The sequence below is a fragment of the Pseudomonas sp. PDM21 genome (genome assembly GCF_014852505.2).
Classification (GTDB): domain Bacteria; phylum Pseudomonadota; class Gammaproteobacteria; order Pseudomonadales; family Pseudomonadaceae; genus Pseudomonas.
Map to the genome: position 1 here is coordinate 1322977 of NZ_CM181223.1, position 12132 is coordinate 1335108.

The following is a 12132-nucleotide window of genomic DNA, read 5'->3' on the forward strand; positions in this document are numbered from 1 at the left end:
CCGCCGATACCCGGCGCGGCAAACCCGGGCCCTGCGCGACACAAGCCCGATACCTCCTGAACGTGAAATGGGCACCAACGGCGAGGCACACAGCCCCCGCCGGCCAAACCCGACACAGGACAGGAGAACCACCATGAAAGCCATCCAACTCGCCAACGCTTGCCTCTTCGCTGCCGTCGCCGCCTTCGCCAGCTTCAGCGCCCAGGCCGCCGACACCCAGCCCGCCGAGACTTACCACTACGGTCAGAAACTGGACGTGAAGCGCGTCCTGGCCATCCATGAAGAGAACGCCTCGCCGTTCGATTGCGGCATCGTCAACGCCCGCATGGACTACCTGGATTCCAGCGGCCAGCCGCACAGCCTGGCCTATCGCAAGTTCGCCACCAACTGCAACGAAGGCGGCTGATTCGCCTGATGCCGCGGCCATGAGTGGCTGCGGCGTTCATTCCCCGGCGTTTATCCCAAGCGTGAACCCCACGGGCCGACGGCCCACCGAGGTGCCCATGTTGCTCATCGCCTTTCTCGGCGGGGCGCTGACCCTGCTCAGCCCCTGCATTCTTCCCGTACTGCCCCTGTTGCTGCAGCGCGCCAGCGGCCCGGCGTGGTCGCCGTGGGTCACGCTGCTCGGCTTGGCCAGCGGCTTCGCCGTGCTGGCGAGCCTGGCGACCGTCTCCAGTAACTGGGTAATTGCTGCCAGCGAGTGGGGCCGTTACTTCGCCCTCGCGCTGCTGTCGGTTTCCGCCGTTGCGCTGCTCTGGCCGCGTTTCAGCGACGCGCTGGCCAAGCCCTGGGCGTGGATCGGCGATCGCCTGCAGGGCCAATCCCGCCGTCTACCGCCGGCGCTTTCCACGTGGGTGCTGGGTTTCGCCGCCGGCCTGCTGTGGGCGCCCTGCGCCGGGCCGGTGCTGGGGCTGATTCTCTCCGGCGCCATGCTGCAAGGCCCGAGCGCGCAGACCAGCCTGCTGCTGTTCGCCTACGGCCTGGGCAGCGCTACCGTGCTGGGCGTCGTGCTCTTCGCCGGCCGCCGGCTGATGCAGCACCTGCGGCCGCGCATGACCGTCATCGAAGGCCTGCGCCGGGCCACCGGCGTGCTCGCGCTGCTGGCGGTGGTCGGCATCGCCAGCGGCACCAGCGCGCAGCTGGCTTCCGGCCGCTCATCCACGCTGGTGAACAGCCTGGAGCGCAAGGTCATCGACGGCGTGCCTGCACTCATCAGCCAACTGATGCCCGGCGACATGGCCCACGGCGCCGAACGCCTGCCCGACCTTGGCCCGGCTCCGGAGCTGCAAGGTGCCGTGGAATGGATCAACAGCCCCGAACTGAACCTGCGTGACCTGCGCGGCAAGGTAGTGCTGGTCGACTTCTGGACCTACGACTGCATCAACTGCCAGCACAGCCTGCCGTATGTGAACGCCTGGGCGAAGAAGTACGCCGACCAGGGACTGGTGGTGATCGGCGTGCATACCCCGGAATACCCCTTCGAACGCGTGCCGGCCAACGTCCGCGCAGCGGTGAAGCAGCACGACATCCACTACCCCGTGGCGCTGGATAACCAGTACCGCCTCTGGAACGCCTTCGCCAACCAGTACTGGCCGGCGCACTACTTCATCGACGCCCAGGGGCGGATTCGCCACCTGTCGATTGGCGAGGGCGGGTATGAGGAGCAGGAGCAGGTGATCCAGGCGCTGTTGAAGGAGAGGGACGGGGCGAAGGCAGGGGCCTGAGTGAGCGAAGAGGCGGGTGGTGCATCCGCCCCATTCTTATTTCCCGTTTCCGACGGGCCTTGCCTGCAGCTCCACGCCCAGGGCGCGCATGACCTTCATCACCGTCTCGAAGCGTGGCTTGGCGCCTGGTGCGAAGACCTTGTACAGGCTCTCCCGGCCGAGCCCCGAATCGTTGGCAATCTTGGTCATCCCACGCGCCTTGGCGATGTTGCCGATGGCCAGCAGCAACTCATCGGGATCTCCGTCGGCCAGGACCTGGGACAGGTATTCGGCGATGACTACCTCGTCGTCGAGGTAGTGGCTGGTGTCGAAGTCGCTCAGTTCAATGGTCATTCAATGACTCCCGCCAGCTGCTGCACCAGTTTGATATCCCGCTGCTGGGACGATTTGTCTCCGCCGCACAGCAGCAGGATCAGCACATCGCCACGTCGCGTGAAGTACACGCGATAGCCCGGACCCACATCCAATCGGATTTCCGAGACACCGATGCCCACTGATCGAGTGTCACCGAGATGGCCGGATCGGATTTGGTCCAGTCGACGCAGGATGGCGACTTTCCCACGGGCATCCCGAAGGCCGGAGAGCCAGCGATCAAACTGAGCGGTTCGCTTGAGTTGATAGGTCATACGGCGACTGTATCCAGAAGGATACAGCTGTGCCATTGAGTTCGCAGCTGAAATTTTTGGCGATCACAAAGAAAGCGCTGAGGGGGGCGCAGGACAGTGCGATGGGCCGTCTTCAGCCCACTGCCTTATTACGGCCTAGCTTTTTCGCTTCATACAACGCCGCGTCCGCCCTTGCCACCAGTGCCTCGGCCGAGACTTCCTGCCCCGGCACCGCTGCTGCAATGCCGATGCTCACGCTCACCCGCCCCAACGGCGAAAGCTCGTGGGGCAGGGCAAGGGCTTCCACCGCCTGCAGCAGCTTGTTCGCCATGCCACGCACGCCGGCGAGGTCGGTCATCGGCGCGAGGAAGACAAACTCCTCACCGCCGTAACGCGCCACCAAGTCGGTCGAGCGGTTGACTGTCGTCGCCAGTGCCTGGGCGATCTCGCGCAGGCAGGCGTCGCCGGCCGGGTGGCCGTAGTGGTCGTTGTAGCGCTTGAACCAGTCCACATCGACCACCGCCAGCGCCAGCAACTCGCCCGAACGGCGCGCATGGCCCCATTCCTGCTCCAGTACCTGGTCGAAGCGGCGGCGGTTGGCGATGCCGGTGAGGGCGTCGGTCAGGCTCATGGCTTCCAGCTGGTTATTCAGCTCGCGCAGTTCGTCGGTGCGCTCGGCGACGCGCAGCTCTAGTTCGTGTTCGGAGGTGCGCAGGTTATCCACCAGCTGCTGCTGGGTGCGGATCAACTCCTCCTGCACCCGCGCCTTCTCCCGGCGCATCACGTTGAAGCGGTCGGCGAGGGCGAAGGCCAGCACGATCATTTCCATCGCCGAGCCCAGTTGCAGGCCGTCTACGGTGAACAGGTTGGTCGGCACTATGCCCATGGCGCGCAGCGAGGTCATCGCCCCGCCCAGCATCAGCAGCGCAAAGGCGGCGAGGAAGAAGAACGCACTGCGCTGGCGCTTGAAGGCGCAGACGATGGCCGCCACCAGCAGCACCACCGCCGTGGCGAAATTCAGCAGGATGCCCGAGCGGGACACATAGGGCAGCGCGAACGCGTAGGCGACAAGGCTGAGCAGGTACAGCACGATCATCCCGCGCAACACCCAGTCCAGGCGCGGCAGGATGCGTTCGAGCTGCATCATCCTGCGAGCGAACAGCAGCAGCGCGGCGAGGGCCAGCGACACGCCCGAGTAGTAGACAATGTTCGAGTTGAGCGGCACGCCGAAGATCGCCCAGTCCGGCGCCAGCCCGTTCTTGATCGCCAGCGCCGAGGCCGTGCAGCCGACGAAGACCACGTAGAGCAGGTAGATCGGGTCGCGCAGGGCGAATAACAGCATCAGGTTGAACAGGATCATCGCCATGGCGATGCCGAAGTACCACGCCTTGCCTGTGTAGTCGTCGCGCTCATAGGCGTGGAAAGCCTTCACCGGCCACAGCTGCAGCGGCACCAGCAAGCCAATGCTCGACTCCACCCGCAGGTACACCACCTGCTCCGACCGCGCCGGCAGGTTCAGCGGAAAGACGAAATTGCGATTCGGGTAGACCTTGCTCGATTGCGGCACGTCGCTGCCGGTGTTGATGGTTTTATACGAACCATCCGTCTGCGGGATATTCGCCTGCACATGGGACACCCGAGGGTTCTCTACAACCAGAAACCGCTGCAACGGCGCGTCGCTGGAGTTGCTCAACTGCACCTTCAACCAGAACGCCGAACGGGTGAAGCCCATCGCCAGCGCGCTGCCCGGTGGCTGGTCGCCCTTGAAGCGCGCCAGGTGCTCGGGGGATTGCACGTCCGCCAGCGTCAGCTTGCCAATTGGGTCTTCGAGCACGGACACATAGGTGGTCAGCGTCAGCGGCTGGGTGGTGACGCTGGCAGCGTCGACCACCTGATCGGCCCAGACCGGGCGGATCAATAGAAGCAAGAGGGGGAACAGGAGCCAGGACAGGGATTGCCGGTGCGAGGCGAGGGCGGGCATGCGGCGGGTCCGGGGGATGTAGGTGTGCCAGGGAGTTTACAAGACACGCTTTGGCGACGCCAAAAACACAAAAGCCCCCGGCAACTCAGGCTGCCGGGGGCTTTTGCTTGGGATTCTGGAGCGGGCGAAGGGAATCGAACCCTCGTCATGAGCTTGGGAAGCTCAGGTAATGCCATTATACGACGCCCGCTTGGGGGTGCCTTTTTACCAGAAGGGCGGGGCTTAGTGAAGCCTCGGACGTTCAGGTGTTACGAGCGGGCTGCCGCTGTGAACAACGTGGCGCAATAAAAAACCGGGGGCGGAAGGTCTGGGGCCGGCCCCCGGCTGTGTGCGCTGGCTGCATCAGCCCACCATGGCGGCGATGGGCACGCCCTGGCTGCTGGGCAGGTAGGGGTTGGCCAGGACCGGGTGGCGCTGGGGCTGGAGGAAGGTCAGGAGGGCGTCCTGGGTTTCCTGCCAGGCTTTCTTGTGCTCCACGTCGATGAAGTGGCCGGCGTTGCGGATGGTGCGGAACTCGCAGTCACGGATCAGTTGCTGGAACAGCTTGGCCTCGGCCGGGGTGGTGTAGATGTCCAGCTCGCCGTTCATGAACAGCAGCGGGATGTCGATGGCCGCGAACTTCTCCATGTAGCTCTCCGCGCTGAGCTTGAGCACTTGGCAGATGTGGAAGTGCATCTGCTGGTATTCGTGCTCGTCGAGGCCGCTGACATGGCGGAAGTTGTAGCGCTTGAACAACTGCGGCAGGTAGCGGCCGATGGTGTCGTTCACCAGGTTGCCGACGTTGGTGCGGTCGCAGGCGGACAGGTAGTCCAGGCCGCGGTGCAGGTAGTCGAGCATCGAGGCGTTGAGCAGCGGCGAGAAGGAGTTGATCACGGCCTTCTGGATCCGCGCCGGGCGTTCGGCCAGGGCCAGCAGGGTGGCGACGCCGCCCCAGGAGAAGGACATCACCACATCGGCGCGGTAATGCTCGATCAGGCCGAGCAGCAGCTGCGCCTCGTACTCCTTGGTGATGAACTCGCGGCAGTCATTGTGGGCCTTGGACCGGCCGGCGTATGGCTGGTCGTAGCACACCACGTTGAAGTGCGGTTGCAGGTATTTCACCGTTTGCGCGAAGGAGGCGGTGGTTGCCAGCGAGCCATTGACCAGGATGATGGTCTGGCGCGCTTCCCTGTTGGCGTGAAACTCCGTGTGTACCCGGTGTTGCTGAATCTCGACGACGGCGGTTTCCGGCCTCATGTCGTATTCCTCCAGACGCAGGTCATGGTGCGCATCCACCATCGGATGCGAAGAAAGTACCCAGGCAGAGGAAAGCGTCTTGACGTGACAGCTTCATGTCACTCGACGAAAGTTAACAATTTCTTGATTTTCAACTAGTTGGAGCATCAATAAGCACGATTTCCGGCACCGTTGAAGGCGCGGATTCGGGCTATTGATCAGGCAGGGAAGGGGCGGCTTGGGGAAACGGCGTGCCGCGAAAAGCTCTCTTGGATGCAGCGTGTGACTCATGGGTCACGCTTGGGCCTGAGTTAAGCAGCACCGTTCAGTCGGCGCAACCGCCGCTGGGCGCCTGAGTCACATCGGTGGCGCGGATTCCGACGAAATGACATTTCTCTGCGCGATTGTCCGGCGCTTTGGCGAAGCCGGATTACACTCTTGTGATAGCTGTAATGCCCCCTGCCGAAGACGAGCGATCCTGCCGTGCTCCCCCTGAGGCCGATACCGCGTGCGGAGCGGGTCCATGGCACTTCATCGACAGTTCGTCTCTCTGCTGGTCCTGGCTCCGGCCGCTTGGCCGTGTGCGGAAGCCATGGCCGAGGATCGCTACGGTTGCGAACAGCCGATTTCCATCGCCTACACCCGCAATGTGGTGTTCTTCCATGACGACATTGGCATCGACCCGGACCTGATCGCCGAGCTGGAAAAGCGCACCGGCTGCCAGTTCGAGACGTCCGTCCGGCCGCGCGACGAAATCTGGAGCAAGCTGGAGAGCGGCGAGTTGCAGATGGGCACCAGTGGCGTCGCCACGCCGCAGCGGCGCAGCTACACCTACCTGCTGCCCTATCTGTATATGCGCAACAAGCTGATCGTGCGCGACGACCTGGGCGAGATGACCAGCCTGGATGCCTTCCACGACATGCCCGGTGCGCGCCTGGGGGTGATCGCCGGCTACCGCCATGGCGCCTACATCGACGGCATGTTGCGCATCCTCAGGGCCGAAGGCCGGGTGGTGGAATACAAGGATGACGCGACGCGTTTCAGCGCGTTGCTCAACGGTGACGTGGAGGGTGTGATCGGCCACGAGATGAATCTCGAGGGCGCGGTGAGCGATCGTCGTCAACGGGAACGCTTTCATGTGATAGATGTGATGCCGGGACCGGCGACACCCCACAACCTGATGCTCTCGCGCAAGCGCTTCACCCCGGCGCAAAGCGCCGAATGGATGCGCCTGATGGAGACATTGTGGCTGGATGGCACCCTGGCCCGGATCATGCGTAAGAATGCGCCGCCGCAACAGGCGGAAGGACTGCTCGACAGCGGCTATCGCTACAGCTCCACGGACAGAGGCTGGTAAAGGATGAAGGCATTCGAACGGGGTATTCCGCTGCAACTGCTGGTGGCCGGAGCCATCATCGCCAGCATGCTGGTGCTGGCGGGGGCGTTGCTGATCCAGGGATATCGCGGTGTGGAAGGGGCGCTGGTGACGGCGGCCGGGGAGTCGGCCAGCCAACTGGGCGCGACCATCAACGAGCGAATCCGCCGCCTGATCGACCCAGCGGAAAGCGCTTTGCGCCTGCTGACCCACGACCCCATCTCGCAGACCGACAACCTGCCCGCGCGCCTCGACCGCCTGCCGATGCTGGTGGAGAACCTGCGCGCCAACCGCACCCTGAGTGCGGTGTACATCGGCTACCCGAACGGCGAGTTCCTGCTGATCCGCGCACTGCGCGTGCCGGAAGTGCGACGCGCGTTGCAGGCGCCGGATGCGGCCAAGTACCTGGTGCAGAGCCAGACGCTCAACGGCCAGGGCGGGCTGCTCGGTGAGTGGCGCTTCTATGACAGCGAGCTGCGCTTGCTGCGCGTGCAGGAGCGCCCCGACTACACCTACGACCCCCGTCAGCGGCCCTGGTACAACGAAGCGCGCCTCACCAGCAAGACGGTGCTGACTCAGCCCTACGTGTTCTTCACCACCCGCGAGATCGGCCTGACCCTGGCGCACCGCAGCGTCGACGGCGCCGCGGTGATCGGCATGGATGCCTCGGTCAACGATCTGGGGGGCGAGATGGGCGACCTGCGCCAGACCGCCAATACGGAACTGGCGGTGGTCGACGGCAAGGGTACGGTGATCGCCTACCCGGACCTGTCCCGGCTGATGATCCACGAGGGCAAGGAGTTGCGCCTGGCCTCGCTGGCCGAGTTGAAGGTGCCGGCACTGAGTGAACTCAATGCCGAGAAGGTGCCCTCCGGTACGCCGCAGGCTTACCGGGTCAATGGCGAGGACTGGTACGGCATCTGGGTGCCGCTGTCGAACTTCACCAGCAACGAGGTGAAGGTGCTGATCGCCATTCCCGCCGTGGAGCTTCTGGCCGGTGCGCGGCAACTGCTGTTCAACCAGGCTTTGTGGAGCGGCACCCTGTTGCTGGTCCTGCTGCTGATCGGCTGGTACATCGGCCGGCGTATCGCCCGTCCGCTGACTGCGCTGGCCGACCAGGTCGGCGCGCTGGCGGCCTTCGATTTCGCCCGGCCGGTGGGCGTGGAGTCGAAGATCGCCGAGGTTCGTGACCTGAGCAGCGTGATGGGCAGCATGTCGCGCACCATCCACAACTTCCAGGCGATCACCCTGACCCTGAGCCGCGAGACGCGGCTGGAAAGTATGCTTGAAGGCGTGCTCTCGCGCCTGGTGGAAGCTACCGGCGTCATGGGCGGTGCGGTCTACCTGCTGGACGACGAGGAGTGCCGCCTGCGCCTGGCCTGCTCGGTGAATGGCGAGCAGTACCCGCAATCGATGCTGATCGAAGGCTTCACCGAGGCGGAACTGGCCGAGCGGGTGGACCTGGCGCTGGCCAATCGCGGCCAGTACCTGGAGGTTTCCCTGCGCAACCGTTCGGACGAGCTGCTGGGCATCCTGGTCCTGCAATTGGCCCAGGAAGGCGTACACAGCCGCCAGCCGCGCAAGCCGTTCAAGCGCTTCGTCGAGGAACTCTCCGGCGCCGCTGCCGTGGCCATCGAGACCCGCCAGCTGATCGAAGCGCAGCAGCGTCTGCTGGACGCGATCATCAAGCTGCTGGCCGACGCCATCGACGCCAAGAGCCCCTACACCGGCGGCCACTGCGAGCGTGTGCCGCAACTGGCCGACCTGCTGCTGCAGAAGGTCATCGACTCGCACGATGGCGAGTACGCCGGCTTCACCATGAGTGATGCGGAGCGCTACGAGTTCCAGATCGCCGCCTGGCTGCACGACTGCGGCAAGATCACCAGCCCCGAGTATGTGGTGGACAAGGCGACCAAGCTGGAGACCCTGTACAACCGCCTGCACGAAGTGCGCACGCGCTTCGAGGTGATCTGGCGCGACATCGAACTGGACTACTGGCGTGGCATCGCCGAGGGCAGCGACATCGGCCTGCTCGCCGCCCGCCGCGATGCGCTGCACGAGTCACTGCGCGACGACTATGCCTTCGTCGCCCAGGCCAACGTCGGCGGTGAATTCATGAAGGACGAGGATATCGAGCGCCTCAAGCAGATCGGCGAGCGCCGCTGGTTGCGCTATTTCGACGATCGCCTGGGCATCTCCCACGACGAGGCCGAGCGCCTGCAGGGCCGGCCGGCACAGCCGCTGCCAGCGGAGGAGTGCCTCCTTGCCGACAAGGCCGAGCATCGCGTGATGTGGGGCGAGCGCAAACCGCCGGTGACCAAGGACGACCCGCGCAATATCTGGGGCTTCGACATGCGCCTGCCGCCCTACGCCAGCAACTATGGCGAGCTGTACAACCTGGGCATCCGCCGCGGCACGCTGAACGACGAGGAGCGCTTCAAGATCAACGAGCACATCGTGCAGACCCTGATGATGCTCACCACCCTGCCGCTGCCGCGCAACCTGCGCCGCGTGCCGACCATCGCGGCCAACCACCACGAGAAGATGGATGGCACCGGCTACCCGCGCAAACTCTCCCGCGAGCAGATGAGCATCCCGGAACGGGTGATGGCGATCGCCGACATCTTCGAGGCGCTGACCGCCGCCGACCGCCCGTACAAGGCGCCGAAGACACTTTCCGAGTCGCTGAAGATCCTCGCCTTCATGGCGCGCGATCAGCACATCGACTCGGACCTGTTCCGCCTGTTCATCAGCCAGGGCGTGTACAAGGAATACGGCGACCGCTTCCTCAATCCCGAACAGATGGACGCGGTGGACGTGCGTGCGATTCTGGAAATCCTCGACGGGGTGAAGGCCTAGTCGCCCCCCCGCGACCTCCTGAAATGCAAACCGCCGGCATCAGCCGGCGGTTTGCATTTCAGCGATGAGATCAGCGCTTGGCGAGGTTGGTGGCGTAGCGGTTGATCTGCGGGTTCTTGGCCACGGTGCAGCTCTGCCCGGCTAGGAATTGCGAGGTCTTCAGGTACTGCTGCTGCGGGTAGTAGGCGAAAACGTAGCTGCCGTTCTTCACCGTGTCGATCAGCTTCTGCGCCACCTGTGGGCGCACGGCGGGACAGCCCAGGCTGCGGCCGAGGCGACCGAGACCGGAGACGACCTTGGGATCGGCGTAGGCGGCGGCATGCATGACGATGGCGCGTTCTTCGCTGTTGTCGTTGAAGCCCGGCTCCAGGCCCAGCAGGCGCAGGGAGCGGCCGTGCTTGCCGCTGTAGGTCTGGCCGGTCTGGTAGAGGCCAATGGAGGACTGGTTGCTCTCCGGGCGGTTGGAGAAGGAGGTGGCCATGTCGTCGCCACTCTTCTTGCCATGCGCGACCCACTCCTCGAAGAGCAGTTTGCGCTGCTTCAGGTCGAAGACCCACAGTCGCTTGTCGCGGGACGGCTTGGAGTAGTCGATCACCGTCAGCAGATTGTTCTGGCCGCCCAACTGGGTGCTGGCGCACTGCAGCGCGCTGAGCGCCAACCGCAGGGTTTCGGTATTGGTTGCTGGCGCGAGGCGGTGCAGTTCCTCGGCGGTGGGCAGGGTGGCAGCGGACGCAGCCTGCCAGCTACCGATCGCAAAAAGCGCGGTACTGGCGAGCGAAATCCGGAAGAACCCCCGTAACTTCAAAAAAGTCAGCATGAATACAACATTCCCGTTGAATCGATATGGTTTTTTCTGGGAAACGCCGCATTGTGCGCGATTTTTGACCAGTGATGTGGTTGTTTTTTAATCAAGTATGGTTCCGCCCGTCGGTAATTACGAACTTTCCAGCGCGATAAAGCGCCGTGAGGCGGGGAGTTTCCTTGCGCGAGGATCAAGGGAGCTCACCTCGGACAGGCGCCTTGACTCCTTGTGTTTCGAGATTCTTCGGCTGCTTGCACGGCTGGCTTGAGGCCGTCTGTCCGTCGGTGAGTGCCGGCAGTTTGCAGGGGGCGGGCGAGGGACTATGCAGTGGAATGATGAAGACGTTGTAGGGGAAATCCGGAGCGCGCTGGTGTCGCTCCGGCCCATCGCGTTACTGCACGCTCTGGTTCTTGACCGGCTTCTGCTCGGCCTTGCGGTCGTTGGTGGTGATCACCGTGAAGTCCGGGTTGCTGCGCATGTCGCGGGTGGACGGCAGGTCGGTGATCACCAGGGTGCTGCCCACGTCCATGCTGGTCAGCAGGTTGCGCAGGAACTCGCGGTCGAGGCTGAACTTGCCCAGTTGCTCGGCGGGCGACAGGCCACGCTGCGGGTCGCTGACCTGCACGCTGGTCCAGCGCAGGTTCGGGTTTTCACTGTCGATCTCGGCCTGGGAGGGTTTCTCCATCAGGGAGAAGGCGGCGACGCCGGTCTTTTCCTCAGGGTGTTCGAAGGCCACCGGCGCGGTGCCGATTTGCAGGCCGCCGCGGTAGACGTAGAGGCGGCGGTCGGCACGGCTGACCAGCACGGAGACCGGGCCCTTTTCCGCACCCGGATCGCTCCAGAACGGCACCACCATGCCGCTGTCGTCATGCGGGCCGGCGGCGCGGCCGTCGCTGACGATGGGCGCGAGCAGGCCGGGGTGGTAGACCTCCACCGGCGAGCTCTTGGCGTCGGAGATGATCACCGTAGTGGAGGTGAAACCGGTGACTTCGTAGAGCTTCTTGGCGAAGGCCATGGGCAGGCGGATGCAGCCGTGGGAGGCGGGGTAGCCGGGCAGGTTGCCGGCGTGCAGGGCGATACCGTCCCAGGTCAGGCGCTGCATATAGGGCATGGGCGCGCTGTTGTAGAGGTCGGAGTGGTACTCGACCTTCTTCTGCAGGATGGAGAACACGCCGGTAGGGGTTTCCTTGCCTTTCTTGCCGGTGCTCACCGTGGCCACGCCGATGGCGATGCCGTTGCGGTACACGTAGGCGCGCTGCTCGGTGAGGCTGACCACCAGGGTCACCGGGCCCGCCGGGGAGATTTCCGGGTACCAGAGGAACTGGCCGGGCTTGAGCGTCTTCAGCGCTGCCTGCAGGTCCGAGAGCGGCGAGGGCTTGCCCGGATTGGCAAAGGCGATGCTGGCGCTCAGGGCGATCAGCAGGGCAACCGACAGTTTCTTCATTACCTTTCCTTGGATCGCGGGCATGGCTGGGAGATTAGCCAAGCGGCGAGGCGGGCTGCAAACTGCTGGGCCGAACGGTCTGCGCAGGGTGTTTCAGGACGTGACCTGGGTCGCGATGCCCGGAGGA

General features: G+C 64.4%; 10 protein-coding genes and 1 tRNA gene. 4 read left to right on the top strand and 7 right to left on the bottom strand.

Annotated elements, in window-relative coordinates:
* Positions 1–133 precede the first annotated feature (133 nt).
* Together IB275_RS06325 and IB275_RS06330 are read left to right on the top strand one after the other, a co-directional pair.
* Complete coding sequence (locus IB275_RS06325) at positions 134–406, top strand: DUF2790 domain-containing protein (RefSeq protein WP_192209924.1); 273 nt, start codon at positions 134–136, stop codon at positions 404–406.
* 97 nt (positions 407–503) lie between these two features.
* Positions 504–1724, top strand: coding sequence for a cytochrome c biogenesis protein DipZ (locus IB275_RS06330; RefSeq protein WP_192289826.1), 1221 nt, complete (start codon positions 504–506; stop codon positions 1722–1724).
* A gap of 36 nt (positions 1725–1760) precedes the next feature.
* Here the strand turns inward: IB275_RS06330 and IB275_RS06335 are convergent, their stop codons facing one another.
* The 5 genes from IB275_RS06335 to IB275_RS06355 all read right to left on the bottom strand — a co-directional run bounded on the left by IB275_RS06335 (position 1761) and on the right by IB275_RS06355 (position 5546).
* Positions 1761–2057, bottom strand: a complete 297-nt coding sequence (locus IB275_RS06335; protein ID WP_192289824.1) for an addiction module antidote protein — start codon at positions 2055–2057, stop codon at positions 1761–1763.
* Entirely contained in the window at positions 2054–2350 is a 297-nt protein-coding gene (locus tag IB275_RS06340) for a type II toxin-antitoxin system RelE/ParE family toxin (RefSeq protein ID WP_192289822.1), read from the bottom strand. Before IB275_RS06340 ends, IB275_RS06335 begins: the two co-directional genes overlap by 4 nt.
* A gap of 112 nt (positions 2351–2462) precedes the next feature.
* Positions 2463–4310 (bottom strand): sensor domain-containing diguanylate cyclase, encoded by a 1848-nt coding sequence (locus tag IB275_RS06345; RefSeq protein ID WP_192289820.1) that lies wholly within the window; start codon positions 4308–4310, stop codon positions 2463–2465.
* A 116-nt stretch (positions 4311–4426) separates the two neighbouring features.
* A tRNA-Gly gene (locus IB275_RS06350) sits at positions 4427–4500 on the bottom strand.
* 152 nt (positions 4501–4652) lie between these two features.
* Positions 4653–5546, bottom strand: a complete 894-nt coding sequence (locus IB275_RS06355; RefSeq protein WP_192289818.1) for an alpha/beta fold hydrolase — start codon at positions 5544–5546, stop codon at positions 4653–4655.
* A 502-nt stretch (positions 5547–6048) separates the two neighbouring features.
* Here IB275_RS06355 and IB275_RS06360 point away from each other — a divergent pair.
* Positions 6049–6882: a substrate-binding periplasmic protein gene (locus IB275_RS06360; protein WP_192289816.1), complete on the top strand. Its 834-nt coding sequence runs from the start codon at positions 6049–6051 to the stop codon at positions 6880–6882.
* A 3-nt stretch (positions 6883–6885) separates the two neighbouring features.
* On the top strand, positions 6886–9759 hold the full coding sequence (locus tag IB275_RS06365; protein WP_192289814.1) for an HD domain-containing phosphohydrolase: 2874 nt from the start codon (positions 6886–6888) through the stop codon (positions 9757–9759).
* A 70-nt stretch (positions 9760–9829) separates the two neighbouring features.
* Here IB275_RS06365 and IB275_RS06370 read toward each other — a convergent pair whose 3' ends face one another.
* On the bottom strand, positions 9830–10576 hold the full coding sequence (locus IB275_RS06370; RefSeq protein WP_192289812.1) for a murein L,D-transpeptidase catalytic domain family protein: 747 nt from the start codon (positions 10574–10576) through the stop codon (positions 9830–9832).
* Positions 10577–10952: 376 nt separating this feature from the next.
* Positions 10953–12005, bottom strand: a complete 1053-nt coding sequence (locus IB275_RS06375; RefSeq protein ID WP_192289810.1) for a L,D-transpeptidase — start codon at positions 12003–12005, stop codon at positions 10953–10955.
* Positions 12006–12132: the final 127 nt, after the last annotated feature.

What these genes read in the sequence shown, in the direction of transcription:
- IB275_RS06340 (WP_192289822.1), bottom strand. Translation starts at nt 2,350, where the DNA reads ATGACCTATCAACTCAAGCGAACCGCTCAGTTTGATCGCTGGCTCTCC.
- IB275_RS06345 (WP_192289820.1), bottom strand. Translation starts at nt 4,310, where the DNA reads ATGCCCGCCCTCGCCTCGCACCGGCAATCCCTGTCCTGGCTCCTGTTC.
- IB275_RS06330 (WP_192289826.1), top strand. Translation starts at nt 504, where the DNA reads ATGTTGCTCATCGCCTTTCTCGGCGGGGCGCTGACCCTGCTCAGCCCC.
- IB275_RS06335 (WP_192289824.1), bottom strand. Translation starts at nt 2,057, where the DNA reads ATGACCATTGAACTGAGCGACTTCGACACCAGCCACTACCTCGACGAC.
- IB275_RS06370 (WP_192289812.1), bottom strand. Translation starts at nt 10,576, where the DNA reads ATGCTGACTTTTTTGAAGTTACGGGGGTTCTTCCGGATTTCGCTCGCC.
- IB275_RS06365 (WP_192289814.1), top strand. Translation starts at nt 6,886, where the DNA reads ATGAAGGCATTCGAACGGGGTATTCCGCTGCAACTGCTGGTGGCCGGA.
- IB275_RS06375 (WP_192289810.1), bottom strand. Translation starts at nt 12,005, where the DNA reads ATGAAGAAACTGTCGGTTGCCCTGCTGATCGCCCTGAGCGCCAGCATC.
- IB275_RS06325 (WP_192209924.1), top strand. Translation starts at nt 134, where the DNA reads ATGAAAGCCATCCAACTCGCCAACGCTTGCCTCTTCGCTGCCGTCGCC.
- IB275_RS06360 (WP_192289816.1), top strand. Translation starts at nt 6,049, where the DNA reads ATGGCACTTCATCGACAGTTCGTCTCTCTGCTGGTCCTGGCTCCGGCC.
- IB275_RS06355 (WP_192289818.1), bottom strand. Translation starts at nt 5,546, where the DNA reads ATGAGGCCGGAAACCGCCGTCGTCGAGATTCAGCAACACCGGGTACAC.